This window comes from Anabaena sp. TISTR 8404 (genome assembly GCF_056847745.1).
This window is the reverse complement of the sequence record NZ_CP180578.1, coordinates 4,392,003-4,418,080: the sequence shown is the minus strand read 5'-3', so window position 1 is coordinate 4,418,080 and position 26,078 is coordinate 4,392,003. Positions and strand designations below refer to the sequence as shown.

The 26,078-nt window shown below is 39.8% G+C and carries 24 protein-coding genes; 16 read left to right on the top strand and 8 right to left on the bottom strand.

The window, feature by feature from the left end; translation table 11 throughout:
* Nucleotides 1–11: 11 nt before the first annotated feature.
* Together lnt and ACMX3D_RS19145 are read left to right on the top strand one after the other, a co-directional pair.
* On the top strand, nt 12–1,562 hold the full coding sequence (gene lnt, locus ACMX3D_RS19150) for an apolipoprotein N-acyltransferase (RefSeq protein ID WP_482747454.1): 1,551 nt from the start codon (nt 12–14) through the stop codon (nt 1,560–1,562).
* Nucleotides 1,563–1,758: 196 nt separating this feature from the next.
* Nucleotides 1,759–2,880: a hypothetical protein gene (locus tag ACMX3D_RS19145; protein WP_482747453.1), complete on the top strand. Its 1,122-nt coding sequence runs from the start codon at nt 1,759–1,761 to the stop codon at nt 2,878–2,880.
* 178 nt (nt 2,881–3,058) lie between these two features.
* Here the strand turns inward: ACMX3D_RS19145 and ACMX3D_RS19140 are convergent, their stop codons facing one another.
* Nucleotides 3,059–4,249, bottom strand: coding sequence for an MFS transporter (locus ACMX3D_RS19140; protein WP_482747452.1), 1,191 nt, complete (start codon nt 4,247–4,249; stop codon nt 3,059–3,061).
* A 311-nt stretch (nt 4,250–4,560) separates the two neighbouring features.
* Here ACMX3D_RS19140 and psb32 point away from each other — a divergent pair, with 311 nt between their 5' ends.
* Nucleotides 4,561–5,295 (top strand): photosystem II repair protein Psb32, encoded by a 735-nt coding sequence (gene psb32 / locus ACMX3D_RS19135; protein ID WP_482747451.1) that lies wholly within the window; start codon nt 4,561–4,563, stop codon nt 5,293–5,295.
* A gap of 173 nt (nt 5,296–5,468) precedes the next feature.
* Here psb32 and ACMX3D_RS19130 read toward each other — a convergent pair whose 3' ends face one another.
* The 3 genes from ACMX3D_RS19130 to ACMX3D_RS19120 form a co-directional block, all read right to left on the bottom strand.
* Nucleotides 5,469–5,852 carry a DUF4346 domain-containing protein gene (locus ACMX3D_RS19130; RefSeq protein WP_482747450.1) on the bottom strand — a complete coding sequence of 128 codons (384 nt, stop codon included), beginning with the start codon at nt 5,850–5,852 and terminating at the stop codon, nt 5,469–5,471.
* An 84-nt stretch (nt 5,853–5,936) separates the two neighbouring features.
* Nucleotides 5,937–6,632 carry a potassium channel family protein gene (locus tag ACMX3D_RS19125; RefSeq protein WP_482747449.1) on the bottom strand — a complete coding sequence of 232 codons (696 nt, stop codon included), beginning with the start codon at nt 6,630–6,632 and terminating at the stop codon, nt 5,937–5,939.
* 140 nt (nt 6,633–6,772) lie between these two features.
* A complete protein-coding gene (locus tag ACMX3D_RS19120; protein ID WP_482747448.1) occupies nt 6,773–8,107 on the bottom strand; it encodes a TrkH family potassium uptake protein in 1,335 nt (444 codons plus the stop codon).
* A gap of 284 nt (nt 8,108–8,391) precedes the next feature.
* Between ACMX3D_RS19120 and ACMX3D_RS19115 the strand changes: the two genes are divergently transcribed.
* Nucleotides 8,392–9,234, top strand: coding sequence for a methyltransferase domain-containing protein (locus tag ACMX3D_RS19115; RefSeq protein WP_482747447.1), 843 nt, complete (start codon nt 8,392–8,394; stop codon nt 9,232–9,234).
* On the opposite strand, the gene ACMX3D_RS19110 is transcribed toward ACMX3D_RS19115, so the two are convergent.
* The 3 genes from ACMX3D_RS19110 to ACMX3D_RS19100 form a co-directional block, all read right to left on the bottom strand.
* Nucleotides 9,203–10,096 (bottom strand): SGNH/GDSL hydrolase family protein, encoded by an 894-nt coding sequence (locus ACMX3D_RS19110; protein WP_482747446.1) that lies wholly within the window; start codon nt 10,094–10,096, stop codon nt 9,203–9,205. The two genes, ACMX3D_RS19115 and ACMX3D_RS19110, sit on opposite strands and share 32 nt — an antisense overlap.
* A 229-nt stretch (nt 10,097–10,325) precedes the next feature.
* Nucleotides 10,326–11,018 (bottom strand): response regulator transcription factor, encoded by a 693-nt coding sequence (locus tag ACMX3D_RS19105; protein WP_482747445.1) that lies wholly within the window; start codon nt 11,016–11,018, stop codon nt 10,326–10,328.
* A gap of 1 nt (nt 11,019) precedes the next feature.
* Nucleotides 11,020–12,102 carry a sensor histidine kinase gene (locus tag ACMX3D_RS19100; protein WP_482747444.1) on the bottom strand — a complete coding sequence of 361 codons (1,083 nt, stop codon included), beginning with the start codon at nt 12,100–12,102 and terminating at the stop codon, nt 11,020–11,022.
* A gap of 415 nt (nt 12,103–12,517) precedes the next feature.
* Between ACMX3D_RS19100 and kdpA the strand changes: the two genes are divergently transcribed.
* The 12 genes from kdpA (at nt 12,518) to ACMX3D_RS19040 (ending at nt 24,669) form a co-directional block, all read left to right on the top strand.
* Nucleotides 12,518–14,263, top strand: a complete 1,746-nt coding sequence (gene kdpA, locus ACMX3D_RS19095; RefSeq protein ID WP_482747443.1) for a potassium-transporting ATPase subunit KdpA — start codon at nt 12,518–12,520, stop codon at nt 14,261–14,263.
* Nucleotides 14,264–14,379: 116 nt separating this feature from the next.
* Nucleotides 14,380–16,512, top strand: a complete 2,133-nt coding sequence (kdpB, locus tag ACMX3D_RS19090) for a potassium-transporting ATPase subunit KdpB (RefSeq protein ID WP_482747442.1) — start codon at nt 14,380–14,382, stop codon at nt 16,510–16,512.
* An 82-nt stretch (nt 16,513–16,594) separates the two neighbouring features.
* The gene (locus ACMX3D_RS19085) at nt 16,595–16,846 is read left to right on the top strand and encodes a potassium-transporting ATPase subunit F (protein ID WP_482747441.1); all 252 of its coding nucleotides are present in this window, start codon (nt 16,595–16,597) and stop codon (nt 16,844–16,846) included.
* A complete protein-coding gene (gene kdpC / locus ACMX3D_RS19080; RefSeq protein WP_482747440.1) occupies nt 16,846–17,454 on the top strand; it encodes a K(+)-transporting ATPase subunit C in 609 nt (202 codons plus the stop codon). The genes ACMX3D_RS19085 and kdpC overlap by 1 nt, the downstream gene beginning before the upstream one ends.
* 80 nt (nt 17,455–17,534) lie before the next feature.
* Nucleotides 17,535–17,729: a hypothetical protein gene (locus ACMX3D_RS19075; protein WP_482747439.1), complete on the top strand. Its 195-nt coding sequence runs from the start codon at nt 17,535–17,537 to the stop codon at nt 17,727–17,729.
* Between the two features lie 29 nt (nt 17,730–17,758).
* Entirely contained in the window at nt 17,759–19,099 is a 1,341-nt protein-coding gene (locus ACMX3D_RS19070; protein WP_482747438.1) for a protein kinase domain-containing protein, read from the top strand.
* 80 nt (nt 19,100–19,179) lie between these two features.
* A complete protein-coding gene (locus ACMX3D_RS19065) occupies nt 19,180–19,437 on the top strand; it encodes a hypothetical protein (RefSeq protein WP_482747437.1) in 258 nt (85 codons plus the stop codon).
* Between the two features lie 100 nt (nt 19,438–19,537).
* Nucleotides 19,538–20,998: a hypothetical protein gene (locus tag ACMX3D_RS19060; protein ID WP_482747436.1), complete on the top strand. Its 1,461-nt coding sequence runs from the start codon at nt 19,538–19,540 to the stop codon at nt 20,996–20,998.
* 246 nt (nt 20,999–21,244) lie between these two features.
* Entirely contained in the window at nt 21,245–22,378 is a 1,134-nt protein-coding gene (locus ACMX3D_RS19055; RefSeq protein ID WP_482747435.1) for an ISAs1 family transposase, read from the top strand.
* A gap of 214 nt (nt 22,379–22,592) precedes the next feature.
* Nucleotides 22,593–22,826 carry a DUF7219 family protein gene (locus tag ACMX3D_RS19050; protein ID WP_482747434.1) on the top strand — a complete coding sequence of 78 codons (234 nt, stop codon included), beginning with the start codon at nt 22,593–22,595 and terminating at the stop codon, nt 22,824–22,826.
* Nucleotides 22,827–22,944: 118 nt separating this feature from the next.
* Entirely contained in the window at nt 22,945–24,078 is a 1,134-nt protein-coding gene (locus tag ACMX3D_RS19045) for a sensor histidine kinase KdpD (RefSeq protein ID WP_482747433.1), read from the top strand.
* A 66-nt stretch (nt 24,079–24,144) separates the two neighbouring features.
* Complete coding sequence (locus tag ACMX3D_RS19040; protein WP_482747432.1) at nt 24,145–24,669, top strand: pentapeptide repeat-containing protein; 525 nt, start codon at nt 24,145–24,147, stop codon at nt 24,667–24,669.
* Between the two features lie 54 nt (nt 24,670–24,723).
* Here the strand turns inward: ACMX3D_RS19040 and ACMX3D_RS19035 are convergent, their stop codons facing one another.
* The gene (locus tag ACMX3D_RS19035; protein ID WP_482747431.1) at nt 24,724–25,731 is read right to left on the bottom strand and encodes a ribonuclease T2 family protein; all 1,008 of its coding nucleotides are present in this window, start codon (nt 25,729–25,731) and stop codon (nt 24,724–24,726) included.
* Between the last annotated feature and the right edge of the window lie 347 nt (nt 25,732–26,078).

The window sequence follows — 26,078 nt, the reverse complement described above, 5'->3', positions numbered from 1 at the left end:
AAGTATGAAGTATGAAATATCAGACAAAAAAGCTGTTTTCAGCCTTTAGCCTTTACACTTTATCATTACTAATTGGTGTTTTGATGGGGCTAACCGTCGCCCCTGCGGGGGCATGGTTTTTGGCTTGGATAGCCTTAGCCCCACTTTGGGTATTAGTTCTTACTTCTTCAAATAAGAAAAAACCCCCAGCTTATATCCTTGGTTTAGCTTGGGGTATCGGTTATCACAGTGTTGCCCTCTTCTGGATTACCGGGATTCATCCTATGGATTGGTTGGGTGTGCCTTGGTGGCCAAGTTTAGCTATTACCCTATTTTGTTGGGGATTTATTAGCCTGTGGGGAGGGCTGTTTGTCAGTATTTGGGCTGCTGTAATGGCACGACTGAATCAGTCTAAACCTTTGTTGAGGGTTCTGATTGGTACAGCAGTTTGGTGCGGTTTAGAAAGTTTGTGGAGTTCTGGTTCCTTGTGGTGGAGTTCTTTAGCTTACACTCAATCACCGCATAATTTGGTAATTTTACACCTTGGGCAACTATCTGGCCCTAATACTGTAACAGGTGCGATCGCCACCATCAATGGCCTAATAGCCGAAGCCTACCTATCCTCTGCACCTCGGCGATTCATCAATAAATATCTAGCACTAGCCACAACATTATTCATCACCTTACATCTAATAGGCTGGTTCTTATATAGCCAACCCCTCGCCCAACCACCAGAAGCAGTCTTAAAAATTGGGGTGATTCAAGGTAATATCCCCAACAAAATAAAAGTCAAACCCGAAGGTTATCGCCGCGCCATTACAGGCTACACCAGCGGCTATTTAAATCTAGCCGAACAAGGTGTAAATGCCGTCCTTACGCCCGAAGGTGCTTTACCTATTTTTGAGCGTAACTTAGTTGATACTCCCCTAATTTCAGCAGTCAAAGAAAAAGGTGTGGTAGTTTGGGTTGGTGCTTTTGGCGAACGCGGACGCAGTTATACAAATAGTTTATTTACCGTGAATAGCAAGGGTGAAGTTACCAGCCGCTACGATAAATCCAAACTAGTCCCATTGGGCGAATATATCCCCTTTGAAGAAATTTTAGGTAAATTAATCAGCCGCTTGTCACCTTTGGATGAACACCAAGTTCACGGTGCAGCCAACCAGATATTTGATACACCTTTTGGCAGGGCAATTGTAGGTATTTGTTACGAATCTGCATTTCCTGAGATATTCCGCCGTCAAGCTGCGGCGGGTGGGCAATTTATCCTTAGTTCTTCTAACGATGCCCATTACAGTGCAGCTATGCCATTTCAGCATCATGCTCAGGATATTATGCGAGCCATTGAAACCGATAGATGGTCAGCACGGGCAACAAATACCGGCTATTCCGCTTTTATCGACCCTCACGGCAAAACATTGTGGTTCTCTGGCTATAACATCTACCAAACTCAAGCAGAAACCATATATCGCCGCCAAACGCAGACTTTATATGTGCGTTGGGGAGATTGGCTGACACCGTTGTTGTTGGGTTTAGGTGTTGTTGGATGGTTTATGGAGAGAAGCAAGGTTAGTTCAACTTAATAACCCATATTAATCACTTTGCTTTTTTGCTGTTCTTGGTCTCATTCCTCTCAAAGACTGATTAGATAGTCAGGCTTCATAACCTATTCATAACTAATCTGTTATGGACAATCCGGTAGTCTAAATTTCTGACTATGGCGTGGGCAAAAGCTACTTGCTCAAGATGCATTCACGGATGACAAAAATAATCGAGGATATGATGAAAAAGCCTGGCTATTCTGTGTTTCAACGTATCACTGCTGCACATTTACTGCGGAAAATGTGTTTACTAGGATTGACTTTACCGTTCTTGGCATCCGTCACCAGCAGTTTGGTAGTGGCTAGAGAGAATGAGAACGCCAACGCACCTTATGAGATTGGACTTTGGGGCGATTTGCCATACTCACAGGAGCAAGAAGTAGGCGTAACAAGACTAATCGAGGATATGAATTCGCAGAAACTTGCTTTCACAGTCCATGATGGCGACCTCAAGGCTGGTTCTAACAGCCTTTGTGACAATGCACTGTACACCAAAGCGCTCGGCTACTTCAACGCCCTGGAAGCACCAGCAGCCTTTACACCAGGTGACAACGATTGGACAGACTGCGATCGCCCTTCCAATGGCGGATATAATTCACTAGAGCGCCTCGACTACGAGCGTCAGTTATTCTTCAGCACAAATTATTCTTTAGGGCAGCGTCGAATAGCCCAGGAAGTCCAAACAACACCGCTGTGCCTCGGTGTTAATGGCGCAGTACCTTGTGTCGAGAACCGCCGCTGGACTGTGGGTAGGGTAACTTATGCGACACTCAACGTTCAGGGTTCGTGCAATAACCTCTGCGATACTGCGCCTGACCCAGCAGAGTACGCGGCGCGAAACGCAGCCAATATTGCATGGCTGAGAGAGACCTTTAGAGTTGCCAAAGAACGCAACTCGGCGGCGGTTATGTTGATTTCTCAAGGTAATCCGGGGTGGGATCTGAGTGACTCAACCAGAGCGCCTTTGCGTAATCCAAGAACGCTTGTGGAAACCGATGGTCAACCTGATGGCTTCAAGGACTTTTTATTAGCGTTGCGCGATGAGGTGATTGCTTTCCGTAAACCTGTTGCCTACGTGCATGGCGATTCGCACTACCACCGCATAGATAGGCCATTTTTAGATGCTCAAGGCAGACGGCTGGAGAACTTTACTCGCATTGAGACATTTGGTGACAATCAAGGGAATGGCACTAACGATGTACAGTGGATCAAGGTGAGAGTCGATCCCCATAGCCGCGAAGTGTTTTCTTATCAAGCACAAATTGTTCCTGGTAATCGAGTAGCGGTTCCGGCTCCCTAATGCTACGCAGGTTCTAATCATTAATAACTAAGCTTGTGTAACATTAGTTAGTTATTTGATAATTGCACTCAACTTAAAACCCTCGCTATAAAGTGAGGGTTTTGGCAATTTATACCATACGCGCTCAAAGACTAGCAGAACGATTAAGAACCCTGGGTGTAGACCCAGATTCTTTGATTTAAACAGGTTTATCTGTTAACTCTGGTTGGGATTTATTTGCTTGTAATTGCACCCAAACAAAGAAGGGAATTGCTAGTAGTTGAGTAGCAGTCGAAAATACGACTAATAGGGTGATAGAGCGATCATACAAAACACCCATTAAAGTGCTACCTAAAAACCAAGCAAAACCATAGCCAGTGCTGAAGATACCATAAGCTGTGGCGCGTTTATTTTTGGGTACAAGTCCAGCGATCGCAGCTTTCAAAATTGACTCTTGCGCCCCCATACCAATACCCCAAAATGCTATGCCTAACAGCGCTAGTTGGGTATTACCTAAAAATACCAAAGGTGCAAACAAAGATGATACAAACGCTGCAACCATCAAAATCGAAATACCAACTCTATCGAAGAAATAGCCAAATATGAGTGCAGCGATCGCATCAACTCCCATTGCGAAGGCATAGAATAGGGGAATTGTTTGCCCTGAAGCAATATCTCCTTTTTGAAAATGAAAAGCGATTAAGGGAAAATCTGCATAACCAGCCGCAATAATCGCAACTGCACCAAGATATATCCAAAATGCTCGTGGTATTCCGTCTTCTTCATTAATTTCATGTTCAATTTCCAAATCGCTGGGGTTGGGATAGAGAAATTGCAAAACCAATAACACAATCACTCCCAACACCGCAGGTACAATCAAAATCGTGAAGCCGTTGCGATACTCTCCTTGGAAATAAACCATTGCTGCTACCGCTAAAGGCCCCATCACAGCACCGGTTTGATCCATTGCTTCATGTAAACCAAAGCCAAAACCTCTGCCAATTTGACTCACACCATGAGAAAGGAGTGCATCTCGTGGGGGAGTACGCACGGCTTTTCCAGTGCGTTCTGCCATCATCAAACCTGCTGCAACCTCCCATCTGCCTGCAAATGCTAATAGTGGTACAACAGCAGTATTCAAAATAAAACCTAAGGTTGTAATTCCCCAATACTTGCGGGTCTGGTCACTGAGATAACCAATGACTAAGCGCAAACCATAACCGATAAGTTCCCCAAAACCCGCTACTAGACCTACCACAGTGCCGCTTGCTCCCAAAACCTGCAAATAAGCCCCCGTAATACTACGCGCTCCTTCATAGGTGGCATCGGCACAGAGGCTGACAAAACCCAATAAAATCACAAACTTCAAAGCGGCTGATTTCTGTGGCATACCGTATCTATTCAAATTGCTACTTTATAGACTTCTGTCTTGACTCTGTGTTGGAAACCGGAGAAAAATCGTCGTTTTTCCTGGAAATTACTTCCTGTAGCAGTTAAGACAGAATTTTGGTTATATCATAAACTCCTTGAATAGTTGGCAAAGTTCACTTTAAACATTCAGATTCAGCCGCATAAGATAAAAATTACCAAAATCTCTCCGCCCCACTTGCAATTTTTTACATAGATAAATTGCTCAACAAGGTGATTTTGGTATTGATTGTGTAGTATTTTTGGTGCTAGTTCTGTCTTAGGATCAATCCAATGAAACAGCTCCTCAGAACAGTATTTGGCATTAAAACATACATCATTTGGCTGCTGACACCAATACTGGCAATTATTCTTGGTGCATCGCTATTAGCTACCCCAGCGTTAGCTACTGGCGTGTATCAAATTCCGAATTTAAACCCTGGCGGCGACTGGGTGGTAGATCAAGGTGAAGTGATTAGTCGCATCAACGAAGGTAAAATTAGCAGTGCCTTTGAAGATTTAGCAAAAAAAACTGGCAATGAAGTGAGATTTGTCACCATTCGCCGTTTAGACTATGGTGAAACACCAGAAAGCTTTACTAAAGGGCTTTTTGAAAAATGGTTTCCTACCAAAGAAGCGCAAGCTAACCAAACTTTGTTGGTGCTAGATACTGTTACCAACAATACTGCCATTCTGAGCGGAGATAAAGTCAAGTCTTTGCTAACTGATTCTATCGCTGAGAGTGTAGCTACAGAAACTTTAGCTGCACCCTTACGAAATGGTAACAAATATAACCAGGCATTTTTGGATGCCAGCGATCGCCTAGTTAAAGTTCTTTCTGGTGAACCCGACCCCGGCCCACCACAAATTGCTGATAACGTACAGGTAGAAGGCACATTCACAAAAGCAGAAGATACCAACCAAGGTAACGCTACTGCTTGGGTGATAGGATTGCTAATTGCTGCAACCGTTATTCCGATGGCGACTTACTACATCTATCTGGTATATCAACCACCATCTAACGGGTAATCTTAAAGTCTAAAGTATGAAGTCTGAAGTCTGAAATTTCATACTTTATACTTTCCATATCCCGAACTCTGGTCAAGTAAATCAACCACCAGCGAACTGATGATTTCATAAGTTGAAGTATGAATTATAAAGTACTAAATTTTATACTTCATACTTCACACTTCATACTTTTTTCAGTCTTGAACATAGTCTTGTCCTGTCACCAAAGCAACCTCAGCCCGGACAAATTCTCGGCCTAAATAGGCTGCATGGTCTAACTGAGTCACTGGACAGGGTTGAGCTTGTTCAAAAATTTTGACACTGAGTTCTTTAGCTGTTCTGCCACTATAAACTGTGGTGTGAGTTCTTTCTACCTTACCGCGTGCTGGAATTACTTTGCCTGTTTCGGGATCTACAGCTAAACCACGTTCATCAATAACATTAGTGAAATGCTTGGCATAAATTAATCCCTCTCCTCTATCTAAATAGATGATGAAATATCCAGCGGAGTCAAGGTCAATATGACGCTGAGAAAGTCTATCATCAATTGCCGCTAAATCTTTAACTATTAAATCCATAAGCATGAACAAAAGTAAAATTCTTTATTCAGGGTTTTTACACTATATACTTAAGTGTAATTCTTATTTTCCTCAGTACGATAATTAAATTGGTAAGCGATTAATATCTTTGTTACAACCAATAACTACCATTGCCGAACCACGTTCTAGACGTTTGTGAGGATCTGGATTAATTACAAATTTGCCATCTTGACTCACAGCCAGCAAATTCAAACCATAACGGTTACGCAACTGAATTTCTGTAATGGTTTTACCATGAAATTCATCTGGAACAATCAACTCCACAATACTATGATCTGGATCAAGATCAAATCTATCGAGTATGGACGGTTTAGTGAGGGTACGTGCTAAAGCACAACCTGCTTCATATTCTGGAAAAACAACGTGGTCTGCACCGACTCTTTTTAATAATTTGCGGTGAACTTCACTAGATGCTTTGGCCACAATGTGAGGTACACCACCCTCTTTAACATTAAGAGTAGTAATAATACTTTCCTGAACATAATTGCCGATCGCTACAATTACCGTATCAAATTCAAAAATACCTGCTTCTTTGAGTGCTGCTGGTTCTGTAGAATCTAATTGCAACGCGTGACCAACTATTTCTTCTGTTAATGCTTCTGAAACTCTTTTTTCATCAACATCTGTCGCCAGCACTTGATAACCCAATTTATGCAGTGTTAAGCAAACAGATCGACCAAAGCGACCTAACCCAATTACAGCAAATTGCTGATTATCTTTACGTAAACTGCGAAAAAAACCTAGTGATGCAAGATTCACAGTTGTTATCCTTATAAAAGCTCCCTGTATTTAGGACAAAAAATTCTTAAATCTCACTTGAAGTAACAATTTTTATTTTTTGCCTAGTGACTTAATATTTTACCAGTTTAAGTTAATAGTATCGACAATACTAGGTGTGTTTATCCTACCAGTAAGTTTTCTTCTGGATAGTGAATTCTGGTAGGACGAGGGTCGCCTAAAATAGCAGCCATTAATAGTAAAACTCCAACTCTGCCTATATACATAGTCATAATTAACACTACCTTAGCTGCGGTGGAGACTGTACTTGTAATCCCTGTAGAAAGACCGACCGTAGCAAAGGCAGATACTACTTCAAACAAAATTTGAATAAAGTCTAATTTTGGATCTGTTAAGGAAATAAGAATAGTTGCGAAAATCACCGTACCTACGGAGCCAACTAATACACCCACAGCTTTCAAGATTAAAGTTATTGCTATTTTACGGTCAAATAGTAAAACTTCTTCTTTGCCTTGGAGAATTGCTTTTGTACAACTAGTAAGAACGCGTAAAGTTGTAGTTTTAATACCGCCGCCTGTACCACCAGGACTAGCACCTATAAACATCAGTGCTATGGTAATGAATAAACCAGCAGTGGTCATTTTACCAATATCTATAGTGTTAAACCCGGCAGTTCTAGGGGTTACAGATTGAAACCAAGCCACTAATAATTGACCACCAAAATTTAGTTTGCCAAAGGTTTCATAGTTTCTAAACTCTATGCAGAAAAAAGCAATTGTTCCGAGCAATAAAAGAATTAAAGTTGTACTGGTAGCAACTTTGAAATCTAAAGAAATTACCAAAGTTGTCTTCTGTTTGAGGATGCGATCGCGTAACCACAGGTACATTTCTAAAATAACTTGATAACCAATACCCCCAAAGATAATCAATGTAGTCACAGTGAAAACGACTAACCCAGATGTTTGATAACCAATTAAATTATCTTTAAATAAGCTAAAACCTGCATTATTCCAAGAATTAATGCTATGAAAAATCGCTAACCACAGACCTTTTGACCAACCATAATCTGGAACAAAAGCGGGCAGCAGTAAAAATATGCCTGTAATTTCAAAAATTAAAGTAGTGGCAATAATTGAGCGGATAACTTGGGCGCTACCATGCATTCCTGGCCTGTCTAAAGCTTGTTGAATTGCCATTTTTTGTCGAAGGTCGAATCTGCGCCCAATTAGCAAAATCAAAAAGGTAGTGGTTGTCATATAGCCTAAACCACCAATTTGAACTAATAGCAAAATAAACAACTCACCCCAAAAAGAAAAATAAGTCCCAGGGTCAACTACTGATAGGCCTGTAACACAAACTGCGGATGTTGAAGTGAATAATGCCACAACTAAGTTATTCCAGTTGCCATCGCTAGTTGAAATAGGCAGCATCAGTAAAATAGTTCCTACTGTGATGACAGCCAGAAATCCCAAGCAAATTGTCCGCGAAACAGTCATATTAAGGTAAAACCTCTGAATTCTTCCAGGGAAGCGTTTGGCGAATAGAATTCACTACTACACAAACAAAGTCCGCCTTTGCGGACTAATAAAAAGCAAGAGTTTCAAACCCACGGAGGTGGGTTTTGTCTGTGTAGCTGCGACTTCCAGTCGCCTAAGTGATATACAAACATTCTCTTTAGCTCTCCTTGGAAGGAAAAACATCCTTATTTAATTAAAAACACACATGGTAGCCTACCAGTATGTTTATTTAAACTCTGCTTTGTCTTAGCATTATTTGTTTTATGAGTACAACACTATATCAGCAAATTCAGCAGTTTTACGATGCTTCTTCTGGTTTATGGGAAGAAATTTGGGGCGAACACATGCACCACGGCTACTATGGTGCAGATGGAACACAGAAAAAAGACCGCCGTCAAGCGCAAATTGATTTAATTGAAGAACTACTGAATTGGGCAGGTGTAGAAACAGCAACTAACATTTTGGATGTAGGTTGTGGAATTGGGGGTAGTTCTTTATACTTAGCAGAAAAGTTTCATGCTAGGGCTACAGGTATTACTTTAAGCCCTGTGCAAGCCGCCAGAGCCACAGAACGCGCCCAGGAAATGCTATTACATCTCAAAACTCAGTTTTTGGTTGCTAATGCTCAAGCCATGCCTTTTGCAGATGATACTTTTGACTTGGTGTGGTCGCTGGAAAGTGGCGAACACATGCCCGATAAAACTCTGTTTTTGCAAGAGTGTTATCGGGTATTAAAACCGGGTGGAACTTTGATAATGGCAACTTGGTGTCATCGCCCTACAGATGATTTACCACTCACAGCAGATGAACAAAAGCATTTGCAGGATATTTACCGAGTGTATTGTTTACCTTATGTGATTTCTTTACCAGAGTATGAAGCGATCGCCCTTCAACTACCGTTAAAAAATATCCGCACTGCTGATTGGTCAACTGCTGTGGCCCCATTTTGGAATGTGGTAATTGATTCAGCTGTAACGCCAGGTGCGATTTTTGGGTTGTTGCGTTCTGGCTGGAGTACCATTCAAGGAGCCTTATCGCTAGGCTTAATGCGTCGCGGTTATGAACGTGGATTAATTAAGTTTGGCTTGGTGTGCGGGAATAAGTAGATATTCCGGCTTCTTGAATTGCAGAAAAGGCTGTTTCTCCGATAATCCGGTGCGCCGCAGTTGTCGGATGAATACCATCCCAAAATAAGAACTGGTCTGGATTACCACATAGTTGAGAACCAGATAAGCACGAACTAGTAACATTCGTAAAACCAAATGCAGCCGGATTGGCGATCGCATTCCGATACAGAGTGTTAGCATCCAAAGTTACAATCTCTAACTCAGGATATTGCTGATTCAGTATTTTTAGCGATCGCCGCAAGCCTTGATTATGTGCTTGGGTTAATGAACTCAGGTTGGCAGAATTGGTATTAGTTCTGGTTGCGGGTAACTTGCCTAAATCTGGTAAATTAGCCACCAAAAATTTTTTTGCACCGACATCAGTTAAAGAAGCGATCGCTTGGTTGACATTCTGCACTGGGACTGTAGCATTATTTACCCCTTGTAAATAATCATTAGCCCCTGCCCACACTACATACAAAGCATTTGGATTAACTTTTTGATGTGCCTGGGTAAAGGACTTGACTTGAGTAAGTAAGTTTGGAACATAATTGTTACCAACATTGCCAGTAGTTGCACCTCCATAAGCAAAATTGTTAGTTTGCTTGCTGGATATTTGTAGGCGATCGGCAAGATACTCAATCCAAACCCGACCATTTGAGTAACGCCCTTGAAAGTATGTCGGACTAGGCGGGTATATTCCCCCTGTTGCTTGAAATACCATACCTGCATCCGAAAGACTATCACCAAACACATAAAGTCCGGCGATGGGATGAGTACTACCAAGAGAATTTGTGATTACAACCATGATAAAAATTAAAAATGCCAGTCCTATTGCTAAAAACAAATTTCTTTTTGGCATGAATTTGTGGTTTTGCCAGTCTCTAAACTAATAGTTACTTGGCGAAAAATTGCCAGGAAAATTAATTTCTTCTCTAGGCTAACAAGCTAACTGAAGGGATTGTGAGCGCAACCGAATACTTTTAGGTGTGGATTTTGCTAAATATACTGCTGATATATATTCATTCTATTTGATGCAAAAACTTACTTGTGGAGGAAGACAAAACGAAACATATTTGTTTGTCAATCAATTAAAGCTGATTTTTGACAATTATGTCGCTTTTAATGAAACCTTTTTTTAAAGCAGTCATCACAGCTTGAGTGCGATCGCTCACCTCTAACTTCTGTAAAATTGCATGGATATGAACTCGCACTGTTCCCGGTGCAATATATAGTGTATGAGCAATTTCTTGATTGGTTTTGCCAGCTGCTAACAGTGAGAGAATTTCTTGTTCGCGCCCAGTCAATGGATTGGCAGGTTTTGAGATGTTTTCTGAGTCAGGTGAAAATGTTTCAGACACAAAAGAAGAGCGAATTTCTTTGGTTGCAGTTTCATCCCACCAAGAAGCCCCAGCCGCTACAGAACGCAATGCTAATACTAATTTTTCCGCAGCAATACCTTTCAGACAATAACCTTGAGCGCCTGCTTCAATCAACTGCGAAATTAAAGGCTTTTGCCAATGGGAGGTAAGAACTAAAATTGGTAGCAGCGGATTTTGCTGCTTAATTTGTCTACAAGTTTCTATTCCGCCAATTCCTGGTAAACCTACATCTAACAGCACGATATCTAGAGGATTTTGCTTGACTAATTCAATAGCTGTTTCACCATCTTCCGTCTCAGCAATAATCTCTAACCCAGGTTCTTGTTGCAACCGCACATGCAAACCTAACCGAAAGAGTTCATCATCCTCAACTAACAGAATTTTGATTGGGGTAGAGGACATTTCACACAGTTGGAGAAGATTGAAATGGGTAGACAGGCAATTTGAAAGCAAACACAGCACCAGTAGGTACTAGGTTCTCTGCCCAGATTATACCCCCGTGGGCTTCAATAATTTGCCGAGATAAATAAAGCCCCAATCCCGAACCTTTAGCTTGGCGTTGGTAAAGCCCACCGCCAGCATCACTATGGCCTTGATAAAATCTTTCAAATAAGTGCGAGAACTGTTCTGGTTGAATACCCGCACCTGTATCTAAAATTTTCACTACTTGATAAGAAGCTTGCGGTTCTAAGACAACTTCTACCCTACCACCACGTCGAGAATGATTAATGGCATTTACTAAAAGATTATTAAACACTCGATGCAGTTGCAACCCATCACCATGAACCCACAAAGATTGTCGCCAATTAGAATCACCATAACTTACCGACAGATGCACACGACGATTAGCCCCTAATTCCATCAAATCACCAGTAGCTTCTTCTGCCAGGATAGTTAAATCAACAGGTGCTAAGTCCAGCTTTAAACCTTCGCTATCGTTGCGATAGACATCTAAAAGTGTTTCTAGTAGTTGTAGGGAAGTCTCATGACTACGTGCCATGATTGACAAGACTTGTTGCTGGTTTGGTAAGACTGGGCCAAATTTTTCTTGTTGAAAGGCTTTGATAGTTTCAATCGCCCCTAATAATGGTGTTTTTAAATCATGGGTAAGGGTAGAGGCAAAATCTTCTCGTACCTTGACTAATTCCTCTTGAGATTCTAACTTGGCGCGAGTCACTGCGATCGCTTCTTGAGAACGACGTAAGCGATCGCTTAAAACACCAGTCACAATTAATGCCATCGCCGCAATTAATCGGCTGGCTATTGTAGATACCTTAACTAATTCACCTCCTGGTACAACCAGATTCAACAGCGTTAAGCACACAGCAACTACAGTCGCCTGAAAAGTTGCAATTCCCCCAAACCAGTAGTTTGTCAATAAGATTGCGCCTGTATAAAGATAGCCAAACACATATTCTGTTGGTGTTTTAAACTCCATCAACATCACTGCAATAAACATCCCCACTATGACTAAAAACTTCCACATTTGTGAGTTTTTAGCTAGTACTTTCTTTGGAAATAACCTCATTTAATTTAAAATACAGCAGGGAACAGGATTGAAAGTCTTGTTTGACATGGCTTTTTGGTGAAAACCTGTACCTCATTCACCTGCAATCTGCTGTATATTCCTCATTTAGATTTTCTTTGACTAGTTTATCCTCTCTGCTTTATCTGCACCTCTGTGGTTAGTTATAAGCAGTTGACAGCGTTTAGTTTTTTCTAAACGCTATAAACGCTAGATATATAAAAAATAAACACTGTATAAACAAAAAATAAGCATAAATTTATATCTTCTATCTCTTGTTTTTACTAGTAAAGAAATCGATGATTTAAATTAATACAAGTAATTGTAATTTGACTTAATAATCTAATTACGAATTACGAATTACAAATTAACAATTATGCTCCAAGGATGGATTCAAATTGGACTAACTCTACTAATTGTCGGAGCAATAACTCCATTGTTTGGGCGATATATGGCGCGTGTCTACCAAGAACGTAGCACTATTCTCGACCCATTTTTAAACTCAGTTGAAAGAGTCCTTTACTCTTTAGTTGGTGTGCAAACTAAAGCAGATATGACAGGTTGGCAATATGCCAGAGCCATTTTATATAGCAATGTAGTTATGGCGTTGTTGATATTCTTGATTATTATGAATCAAGGATGGCTACCTTTTAACCCAACAAACATACCTGCACCAACCTGGGACACAGCATTACACACAATAATTTCTTTTATTACTAACACCAACCAACAACATTATTCTGGGGAAACATATTTGAGTTACGCCAGTCAAATGTGGGGACTTGGTTATCACATGTTCACCTCAGCCGCCACTGGTTTAGCAGTAGGAATTGCTTTTATTCGGGGATTAACTGGTAGACCTTTAGGTAACTTTTATGTAGATTTAATTCGCACAATTACGCGAATTTTGTTACCTATTTGTATTGTTGGTGGTATTGCCTTGATGGCGGCTGGTGTTCCCGAAACATTGGCAGGGCCAGTTGTATTTCCCACCTTAGAAAATCCTAATATTAGTCAGGCGATCGCACTTGGCCCTGTTGCGCATTTTGAAATCATCAAAGAATTAGGAGAAAACGGCGGGGGCTTTTTTGCCATTAACTCAGCCCATCCTTTTGAAAATCCCAACGGGTTTTCTAACTTAATTGAAATTGTGGCGCTGCTGTCAATCCCCGCTTCCTTGATTTACACCTACGGCTTGTTTGCTAACAATACTAAACAAGCTTGGTTAGTCTACGGAATGGTAGGCGTGATTTACATAACATTTATTATCATCACAGCCATTGGTGAATATAACGGCAATCCGGCGGTGAATGCACTGCTAGGTAGTACACAACCAAACTTAGAAGGTAAAGAAGTCCGATTTGGCTGGGCGCAGTCTGCATTGTTCGCTGTTAGTACAACTGGCACTATGACTGGTGCAGTCAATAGTATGCACGACTCATTCATGCCTAATGGCGGTTTTGTTACCCTGTCTAATATGTTCTTGCAAATCATCTGGGGTGGACAAGGTACAGGCACAGCTTACCTGTTTGCCTACTTGATTTTGGCGGTGTTTGCCACAGGCTTAATGGTAGGGCGCACACCAGAATTTCTTGGACGCAAAATCGAAAAACGCGAGGTGGTACTAGCGAGTTTTTTAATTCTTTTAGTTCACCCCATTGCCATTATGATTCCCGCTGGCATAACTTTAGCCTTCCCCGAACAACTAGCAGGAATTAGCAATCCTGGCTTTCATGGATTTGCTCAAGTTATTTACGAATATGCCTCCGCTGCGGCTAACAACGGTTCAGGATTTGAAGGCTTAGGAGATTCTCAACCATCACCTTTGGCGATCGCAACAGGCGCAAAAACCACAGTTACCGCCCTGTGGTGGAACCTCAGTACTTGCTTCAGCCTCCTCGCCGGACGTTACATCCCCATCACTGGCTTACTTTTACTCGCCGATAGTATGTCCCGCAAACCACAAGTTCCCTTCACCACTGGCACATTACGCACCGACACCGGATTATTTACAGGCGTAACCGCAGGCGTAATTTTAATTCTCGGCGCACTCACATTCTTCCCAGTCTTAGCATTCGGCCCTATCGGCGAAGCCTTCTGGATTACCAAAGGTATCGGCTAATACAATTTTGGATTTTAGATTTTGGATTTTGGATTGAAAATCCCTTTCTCTTAATCACTAAACCACTATTTGCGAGCTTTTCTTTGCGTCTTTGCGCCTTTGCGTGAAACATTTCTATGAAAACCAACATAACTCCTCATCTTCCTCAAGGAACGCGTGACTCACGCAAGCATACCCCGAAAGCAGATATGCGAGGACTCTACCAAAGAGCAATTAAAGAGTCATTTGTCAAGCTAAATCCCCGAATTGCTGTCAAGAACCCAGTCATGTTTGTGGTTTGGGTAGGGACAATAGTCACCTTCCTAGTAACCCTTGACCCCAATTTATTTGGCACAATCCAGGCAAATGTTAACCAACAACGCTTATTAAACGGGTTAATTACATTTATTCTCTTTTTCACAGTGCTTTTCGCCAACTTTGCCGAAGCCGTTGCAGAAGGACGAGGTAAAGCTCAGGCAGATTCTTTGCGGTCAACACGTTCTGATACTATTGCTAATAAAATTCTCCCCGATGGTTCTATTCAAAAAGTCAATTCTACAGAACTACGACGCGGCGATTTGGTAAAAGTGGTAGCTAATGACATGATTCCCGCCGATGGCGAAGTGATTCAAGGGATTGGCTCAGTGGATGAGTCGGCAATCACGGGCGAATCTGCCCCTGTACTGAAACAACCAGGTACAGATATTGCCAGTTCTGTTACAGGCGGTACGCGTTTACTCTCAGATGAATTGACAATTCGGATTACAGCAGATCCTGGTAAAGGCTTTATAGATCGGATGATTTCTTTGGTAGAAGGTGCCGAACGTACCAAGACACCGAATGAAATTGCCCTGACTGTATTGTTAGCCGTACTAACACAAGTCTTTTTAATTGTGGTAGCAACTATGCCGCCCTTTGTCAACTACATTGCTAACTTTATCAGTACTGCATTTGGGACAGAAGCCGGAAATAGTTTGCGTGCAGGTGCAAGTGTTGCTATTTTGATTTCGTTGTTGGTTGCTTTGATACCGACAACCATCGGTGGTTTACTCAGTGCGATCGGGATTGCGGGAATGGATAGGGTAGCGCAGTTTAACGTGATCGCAACCTCTGGACGCGCCGTCGAAGCCTGTGGTGATATCAATACCTTAGTGCTAGATAAAACAGGCACAATCACCTTGGGCAACCGCATGGCTGATGAGTTTATCCCTGTCAATAGTTACACAATAGAAGATTTGGCACGAATTGCTTATGCTGCCAGTGTATTTGATGAAACTCCAGAAGGTAGGTCAATTATCAAACTAGCAGATACTTACGGAGTTGGGATAGATTTCAACATCAACCAAGCAGAAGGTGTGGAATTTTCTGCAAAAACCCGGATGAGTGGCACTAATTTGCCCAACGGTAAGCAAGTCCGCAAAGGAGCAGTGGATGCAATTAAAGGATTTGTTCGTTCTCGTGGTGGCCATGTTGGAAGTGAAGTTGATGCAGCCTACGAGCGAGTTTCTCGTTTAGGTGGTACACCTCTAGCCGTTTGTCAAGATGACCAAATTTTTGGTGTTATCTATCTCAAAGATATTGTCAAACCTGGTTTACGAGAAAGATTCGACCAACTCCGCCGTATGGGTGTGAAGACAATTATGCTGACAGGTGATAACCGCATTACAGCTGGTGTAATTGCTCAGGAAGCAGGAGTTGATGATTTCATCGCTGAAGCCACACCAGAAGACAAAATTAGTGTGATTCGTACCGAGCAATCTGAAGGTAAGTTGGTAGCTATGACCGGAGATGGTACGAATGATGCACCTGCATTAGCTCAAGCCAACGTGGGTTTGGCTATGAACTCTGGAACCCAAGCTGCTAAAGAAGCTGCCAACATGGTGGATTTAGATTCTGACCCCACTAAGTTAATTGATTTAGTGACTATTGGTAAACAATTGCTCATCACTCGTGGGGCGTTAACCACTTTCTCTATTGCCAATGACATCGCTAAGTATTTCGCTATTATTCCGACTATCTTTGCAGCTGCAGGAATTGGCGCACTTAACATTATGGGACTTAAAAGCGCTCAATCTGCAATTATCTCAGCCCTGATTTACAACGCTCTGATTATTCCCGCACTTATTCCTTTAGCACTGACAGGAGTGAAATTCCGCCCTCTGACAGCTGATCAATTATTAAGACGCAACATTTTGATTTATGGTTTGGGCGGGATTATTGCACCTTTTATCGCCATCAAATTGATTGATGTCATCTTACCTTTGTCTTGAAAGTAGGGAATAGGGGCGTATGGGTGTAAGGGCAAGAATTTTTCATGTTTGGTAGTGGGATTTTTTTTGGTGAATAACTATTATGAAATCTTTTCGTTTACCTCAAATATTTGCAGAAGTGATTGAACTCGTATCTGATTTGCGCTTGGCAAAACTACCTTTGTATATTTTTTTGGGAATGTGTTGCAATCTTCTGATTGCACCTGTTGTATATGCTGCTACCGGAGATAGTTTTTCCCATTTGCAAGCTTGGGCATTGGGTTTATTAGGAATAGTAACTTTGAGTCTTTCTACATATTTATTTTTTGTCATGTTTGTCCCGGAGAAATTCTAATGAGTTTTGCACGCGAAGTTAACAGAGCTATTCGTTCTACTTTAATACTGTGGGTAATTGGCGCTATCATCTATCCTTTGGTGATGATTGGCTTTGGACAAATTATCTTTCCATCTCAAGTCAACGGAAGTCTAATTAAAAATAGCCAAGGTCAAGTTATTGGTTCTGCTTTAATTGGTCAACCTTTTACTTCCGAAAGATACTTTAACAGTCGCCCCAGTACTACCAGTTACAGCACTGCTGACCCAAAAAAAGATGAGGCGGGAGTTTTAAAAACAGGTGTTTCTGGTGCTAGTAATTTAGCTCCTAGTAATTCAGCATTAATCGAACGCATCAAAGGTGATTTAAATCGGCTCAAAACAATAGGTATCCAACCTAATAACGATTTAGTTTATACTTCTGGTTCTAGTCTTGACCCCCACATTACTCCTGAAGCAGCCAGAGCGCAAGTTAGCCGCGTAGCAAAAGCGCGAGGACTCCAACCTGCTCAACTAGAAACTTTGATTGCTCAAAATACCGATGGTCGCTTTCTCGGTATTTTTGGTGAGCCGGGAGTCAATGTTTTGAAATTGAATTTAGCTTTGGATACTTTAAAGTCTGCAAGTTAGTAATACTTAGACTTGGTTGAATAATTATGATTTGCTACCAGAAAATTAAGTTCTTGATTTGTTTTAGTTTTGTTGCGTGGATGCTATCAACTTCTCTCTATTCCTACTTCATTCTAGGATTACAACATCAAGCTTTTCCCCTGCTGGCAGATATTAATTTGCTTCCTGATTTCCCAGAAATAAAATTGTTTCAACGTGAACGTGGTGGTATCAGACGTATAGGAAGTAATAGCGGGAGAAATAGCATAAAGGTAAGTTATGGCAAATTAATTTAAATCATGTAGCTGAAGGAGTAATCCTTTGTATGTGCAGCGGTTTTCCCCATACTCACAAATCTTCACAGCCTCCGCAGGAAACTGGATTGAGTCAGTCAAATAGCTTGCTTAATGACCGCTATCGTATCCTTAAACCTCTTGGACAAGGAACATTCCTGGTTATTGATGAGCAAGACTCACGAAATGATCAAGACCTGACATCTTTTGAGCAGGCAACATCCAAATTGTGCGTTATCAAAAAATTCTTACCACAATGTCAAACTTTTCACCATAACCAGAAAACTTCTGAGCTATTTCACCAGGAAACTTTACGTTTAACTCAACTTGGTAAACATCCCCAAATTCCTCAATTGCTAAATACCTTTGAGCAGGATGATAAAAAGTATTTAGTGCAAGAATGGATTGATGGACAAACCTTGGAACAAGAATTTGTTGAAGCAGGAGCATTCAATGAATTAAAAATTCGTAAATTGCTTGGTGATTTGTTGCCAGTATTGCAGTTTATTCACGCTCATCAAGTAATTCATCGTGATATCAAACCTAGCAATATTATTCGTTGCCAAAGCAATGTCTACGGCAGACAAGGGCAATTATTTTTAGTAGATTTCGCAGATGCTAAATATATTCCTAGTAATTGTGAACAAACTGGAACTATAATTGGTAGTCCTGAATATGCTGCACCCGAACACATTCGAGGCAAAGCTGTATTCGCCAGTGACCTCTATAGTTTGGGTCTTACCTGCTTATACTTGCTCACTCAGATGTCACCTTTTGAACTATATGATTGCAGTGAAGATGTCTGGATATGGCGTTCATATTTGATTGAGCCTATAAGTCCATCTTTGGAGAAGATTCTTGCCAAGTTGGTGCAGCCAGCTACTAAACTACGCTATCAATTTGCGGCAGAGGTACTGATAGATTTAAATAATTCATCAAATCACTTTGGTGGTTCATTAGGTGGTTCTGCTAATACCAATATAGATGATGAGTTAGAAAATCCTTATTTTGGGTTGAAGCGTGAAGCAGATTTACTAGCTTCTATATATTTGATCAAAGATAGTTCTGTTACATCTGTAACTATTTTTGACCCTAAAACACAAACTTGGCATTACTTACTTGCTAGGAATGAATGTTCAGAACTGGCAAGAAAAGTAGCTGCGTTTTTAACTCCGCGTCCAGATGCGGCTACACCTGTTAAAGTTTCTCGGAAGATAATGCGGGAATCAAACAAAATATCCCAAGTAATTTTAACAGCGATCGCCTTGACTGTTGCTTGTCTCGTCTGGGGTCTGGAATCAAATTCGACTTACACCCATTTAAAATTTGAGTTAGTCAGAACTTTTCAGGAATTGCTCAACGTAGGGAGATAGTAAAACTACTTATTTTCCAAGATACAAACTTGTAACTAACTTGCAATTAGTTTTGCATCAAAAACAATCTGCGGTCAGCTATGAATTCCCAAACTTTAAATTTACATCAAACTGCTACAGTGGCGATCGCTCCTCCATCTATTCAACCACAATCAACAAATTATAGCCAACACAATTTCGGCTATTTTATTGGTATATTTGTTGTTTTTGTGATTATAGATTTTATTCTTGGCTGTTTTTTGCGCTATAAAAGCTACCAAAAGCAGCGTTATCTAAAAACAATAGAAATTATCCAGGAAGTTAAGAGATTAGACCAGTTTCAAAAGGACAAAACTTAAATTTATCCAGAGATAAATCTCAAAAAACAGCAGATTTGAACCTTAGAAAAAACCTGGAACAAGACTCTTTAGTATCAATTTAGTAAAACCAAAGGCACTTATGAGACAGAAAGAAACAATCTTCGTGATTCCTACCCATCGTTTGAGAGATGTAGCCCAGACTATTGAAAAATATGATGAAAATTTTTGGGCAAATGGTCATGCAGTAAAAATGATCATCTTTGATGATTCCACTATTGCTAATTATGAAAAATACTATCCACTTCTAGAACAAACTAAAACTGTCAATGATGTGTTTTATGTTGGCCCTTATGAAAAAGAACAGTTTATTACTTTCTTAAATGAAAGACTGCATGATAAAAAGCTAGAATCACTTGTCAAAAATTTATTTCGACCTAGTTATGGTGGCAATCGTAACTTTACACTGATGTATACTTTGGGTAATTTAATGGTCAGTGCAGATGATGATATGCGACCAGATGCACTGATTGAAACTAGTCCAGAATCTTTATCAAATGATGAAATATGTCGAGGTAAACTGATCAAAGCAGATCAAAAAGAAGGTTTTATTCATAAATCTTTTGACATACTCACAGCTTTTGATGATGTTCTTGGAAAAAAAGCTAGTCATGTTCCTGAAAACTTTGAGATGGGAGAATATTTGATTGATACAGCAATGGACTTAGAAACCAACACAACAAAAGGTTACTTTACGGAAAATTCCCTCTTAGTACAAAAAGGGACTGTGTTAAATAATGCTGTAGTCAAGATTGCTCAGACATTTCGTACAGGAACTAATGATATTGATACACTTGATTTTGTCAATATGTATCTCAATGATGAAAATCAAATTAGTCCATACGATCTAAATGATTTTTATATATTGACTAATTTTAGACCTGTAGTTACTAACAAAAACTGGAGGATGGATTGTGGTGTTGCTGGCTATGATAATCAGCTAGGTTTACCTCCCTTTTTCCCAACTCGACTCAGATTTGAAGATTATATCTACAGGCTATGGATACAACAAGAAGGCATTGTAGCGGCTCATGTTGATGCAGTCCAAAATCATATTCGGAATAACTATATGCGGAATCCGTTGGCTAGTGAAATATTTAATGAAGAAATATGCAGCCTGCTCAAAAAGAAAATTAAGGAGAGCGTGTATCATCTTGACGATTTGAGTATTAAATTTGATTATTCTGGTGAAGTAACTCTACTAGATTCTGAGGAAATTCTGGAAAAAATTTCTGCCATTTATAATCAAGTGTTACAAGCAGCATTATCTACCAAAAATGAAGAACGTAAACAGTCTCTCCAATTATTTGCCAATAACTTGTCAAGGGTATTTTATGGCTTTGAACCTGACTTTTTTCAACAAAATGTCTCTCGGATTGTTGATGATGTAATTAGTCAATTTCATGCGTCTCTAGAAATTTGGCCAACTTTAATAGAAATTTGTTACTTCTATAAAGATAAGAAAAATCTACCACAAGTTCGAGTTAAAAATAATAAGTTGAAGTCGAGACATGGATCTAGATTAAGTGAAGTAGTAGCGTAAATTCATGCAAACAAGCAATCAGCAAGATAAAAATACTTTTCTCTATCCTCGCACTCCCTACCAGGGCAAACGCATCTAAATATTGATGCACAGAACGAAAGAAGAGGCTTGGAAGTACAACCGTAAGCCATCAGTAACAATAAGAACTGATCGGTTGAGAAGAGAGTAGGGATACAGAACATAAACTCGGTATGGTATTGTCAAAAAGTATCCTCAAGAAAAAAAGCACGCTACACTGACGTTTGGATGAAGCTCAAGCCCAAAATCACAATAGCTGACCATTTTGCACAGATGTCAGATCCAAGAGTAGACCGCACAAGATTACATAAGCTAATTGATATTTTGACAATTGCGATTTGTGCAGTAATCTGTGGAGCAGATAGTTGGGTGGCAATAGAATTGTATGGCTGCACAAAGTATGAGTGGTTAAAAACATTTTTGGAGTTACCAAACGGAATACCATCACACGATACATTTGCAAGAGTGTTTGCACAATTGAATCCACAGCAATTTCAGTCATGTTTCTTAAACTGGATAAAATCAACTCAGAAGATAACAAATGGTGAAGTTGTAGCAATTGACGGTAAAACTTTATGTGGTTCTTATGATAAAAGTAGTGGTCAGAGTGCGATTCAAATGGTAAGTGCATGGGCAACTACGAATAAATTAGTGTTGGGACAGGTAAAAGTAAACGAAGCATCTAATGAAATTACAGCTATCCCAGAACTACTGAATGTTTTAGAGTTGAATGGTTGTATCGTGACAATTGATGCAATCGGTTGCCAAAAAGAAATTGTGAAGTTAATTACGCAACAAAACGCAGATTATGTAATCACCTTAAAAAAGAATCAGGGTAATCTATATGAGTTAGTAGAAGAACTATTAAGAACAGGAATAAGCACAGGGTTTGAAGGGCTTCACCATAGCACATATAAAACAGAAGAAACGGGGCATGGTCGTGATGAAATCCGCAATTATGTGATGTTATCTGGAATTGAATCTCAGCTTGACCCAGATTCAGTTTGGTCAAACTTAAAAAGTGTTGGGATGGTAGAGTCTGTTCGACAAATAGATGGTAAAACAACAGTGGAGACTCGTTATTATATTAGCAGTCTTGAGAATGATGCGAAAAAATTTGCTAATTGTGTTCGCAGTCATTGGGGCATAGAAAATTCGTTACATTGGGTATTAGATGTAGCTTTAAAAGAAAATGACTGCCGGATTAGGAAAGATAATGCTCCACAAAATTTTGCAGTGATGCGGCAGATAGCAGTAAATCTTTTAGGTAAAGAGAAACGTGTGAAGCGGGGAATCAAAAATAAACAGTTTTTGGCAGCAATGGATAATAACTATTTAGAAAGAGTTTTAGCTTTAGCGTAAACTAGCTTGTCAATAATTTGGTTAAGATTGTTGCTTATTTTTAAGGGTAAGCTTACTTATTTATAGCTGAATAGTTAGCTAATTTATCTTTAAACAAGAGTTATTTCATTAGCGATAAGCTAATTTACTTGTTAGCAAAAAAATCGATTTGTTCTATTTATATTTTGGTCAAGTTTTGCACTTATGAAAATGATTTTGAAATCCTTATTAGTTTTTGTTAGGAAATAAGGTGCGTTTTCCCTGCACTCCCTACTACGGACAAGTCAAACCAGAGAATTTGGTTTTTCATACCAATCTTCAAGAATTTGCTCAAAAAGTCAGCTACATAGCAGGGTTAGAAACAGGTGGGAAACTGTCTTTAGTAGAAGCCTATGAAAGAATTGAAATCCTCTGGAAACAATTGGAACACAGCAAGAAACAATTGGGCGTTAGTGCAGAGTTCAAATAAACACTCTTGTGGATTGTAAAAGGTGTTACCTAAAAACTCATCATTCAAATTTAGATTCATAAAAAGTACAAAATATGAATTTTTTTTAAGGAAGATTTAATAATTAAATCGGGGTAAGATGAAATTGATTGACCTAGATACTCCAATGAAATCTAACCCCTTTCCTGTTTCCAGTAACATTAGCTACACTCGTGCTTCTCGTTGTGGCAAACACAAGATTTTTCTTGGTATGGCCCCTGGTGTTGGTAAAACCTACAAAATGCTTGATGAAGCACATCGGCTCAAACAAGAAGGTAAAGATGTAGTTATTGGTACTTTAGAAACTCACGGTCGTATAGACATAGCAGCCAAAACTGTTGGTTTGGAGGTAATTGCTCAAAAGACTTTACAGCAGGGGGAGTTAACACTTATAAAGATTGACACTGATGCGATCATAGACCGTCAACCCCAGCTAGTTCTGATTGATGAACTAGCACACACCTATATACCAGGGTCACAGCGAGACAGAAGCTATCATGATGTGGAAACAATACTAAAAGCAGGTATAGATGTATATTCCACAGTAAATATTCAACACTTAGAAAAATTCCGTAATTTAATTACTCAAATCACAGGAGTTGTAGAACAAGAGTATATTCCCGATAGTTTATTAGAACTAGCGAACGAAGTAGTAGTTGTAGATGTTACTCCCCAAACATTACAAGAGCGGTTACTGGATGGCAAGATTTATCCATCAGATAGAATTAAACAGTCATACAAAAACCTATTTCAATACAGCAATTTAGTACTTTTTAGAGAACTAGTACTGCGGGAAGCTCAGGTGGCAGAGTTATACCGGATTACACAAATTGTTTTAAGACAAACACATAATAGTTTTTGGCACATTCTCTTACGAGGTTCTTTAATTAGTAAATTATCACGTAGATTAGTTCGCCGATTAGATCAGGTTTTGAACTGTAGCTCTTGTAGTCAAGAAGTAACTTGTGGTCAAACATTGCTTTCCCAAATTGACCTTCATATTATTTCTACAGTTTCTTTTGTAATTGTTTTAGCATTTTTTATTTTTACTATCTCAGAAATATGCAAATTTGCCCAAAAGAAAATTGGAATATTTACTATTATTACTTTTCGGAAATATCCTTGTTATAAATGCCGATATTTTAAAGATAATCAATATATGAAATGTGCAGTAAATCCTGCTGATGTTTTAACTAAACAGTCATTCAATTGCTCTGAATACCAATCTAAATAGATTTTTTCAGTTTTTTCGATAGATATTTTCATCTATAAATGCAAATGATTTTCTTTAGTTTGACTTATGATTTCTTTTGTAAGACCTTTCTGTGTCGTCAGCATTGTTCTAACATCCTCATTGGTTAGTCAAGGTAATAATTTTATCTGGCAAAATCCAATTAAACAACTGCAAGAAGCTAGAAAATGTCTTGGCTGTAACTTATCAGGAGCTAACTTGTCGGGTGCTAACTTAGAGAGAGTTGATTTGCGTTCATCTGACCTTCAGAGGGCTAACCTCAAAAATGCTAATCTTCGGTATGCAAATTTAGAGTGGGCAGACTTACGCATAGCAAATTTACAAGGAGCTGATATGACGGGAGCAAACCTCAGCATGACCTCTTTGAGTGAAGCCAATTTACAAGGGGCAAATCTAGAAACATCTAACTTGAAGATGGCCAGTTTAAGAAGTAGTAATCTCAGCCATGCTAACCTTGTTAAAGCATTAATAAATCAGGATTTGCTAAATAGCCATTCTGTGATTTTATGTAAAACAATATTACCAAATGGAATTACATCTCTTCGCTGCAATAGTCAGCCTGATAAAAACTAAAATTTTAATGATTGAGCGATCGCCCTTATGTAATGCGATCGCCTTTAGCTTTAATTAATTACGCGCATCGTCAATTACGCAAGACTTAAACTTCTCAATCTGGGCTTTTGGACTATTGATCAGCAAGTCACTAATCAAGGTACTGGGAGTAATATCGCCTGTGAGATTAACCCAAAGCTCACCCAATACTGAATTGGTGCATTTGACTTCTATCTTGTCCCCAGCATTAGCACCAAAAGACGACAAGGCTTGATCAATATCCTTAAGAGTGACTTGACGACCAATGTTACTAGCCATTAATGCTTGGATAGGCGATTTGTTCAAAGCATCAATCAGGGCAATGGACTCAGTATAATATTCCTCTGGTGTACCTTGATAGCAAGTACCATGCTTAATCCATTCATGCCGATGCAAATTTGAAGCTGTTCCTGGCATAACTACTTGTAGCCTTGCCCAAGTTTCAGGAGAAAGTTCTGACTCTACAGCAGGCAACTTTGACCAAGCATTTGCTTTATCAAAGGCGATGTCACTCTTGCTGACTCCGCAGTAAATATTTGATTTCGGCTGAGGCCACAAACCGTGTAACGCGAAGTTGGTAGCTTCCGGGCGGTTTGGATTTTTTGCTAAAGTTTGGCACTCAGTTTTTTCGGGTTTAGTCTCACAAAAAGCTGGTTGCCAACTCACGGCTAGTAGATAATCTTTACCTACAGCCACAGGAATTACAGGCGGGATGTTTCCTGTTGTATCAGAAGGCACACCCTCAGAACTCACGCAACTAGTAGGAACCCAACGCCGAGAGGGGCTGGCACTGGCAATTTCTAAGAGATAGTGAGAAGGGATATCCTTATTTTTAGCAACTATTTGATAAGTCTGTCCTGGCTGTAATCTGACATTGCCGGGGTTTGTGCCTTTTTTAATGGAAGTTACGGCTTCACACGCGCCGACAGCGGTGGTGAATTGATTTTCTGAGGGAACTAAAGCTAGAGCAGGATTAGGCAATAAGATGAAGGACAACGCCAATAAAATTACTAATGCCAGCGTTTGTTTAAGCGATCGCAGCATAGGATACTCCTTAATATTTATATTGAATATTCATAAAACGGTAATGCTTTTCCTGATTTTGCTAAGTAATATCTTTGTCGTATAGCTTGTAGCCAAACTCTGCTCGACTATAAGTGCATCAGACAAAAATATATAAGTGTTTATACTTAAAATAAAATAAAATTATTAACTTTATAAATTGCTGAGTTATTCAATCAGAATGCAAATTTCCGAAATTAGAGTGCCAGTACCGAGTAAAAAGAATAGAATTTAGCTCTTTTCAGCGCTTGTGTCTCTAAGTTTTTTTGGATAACTTATTTCTGGACAATTCCTAATGTAAAAACTTGTTGTTCTTGAGTTTGTAGGTG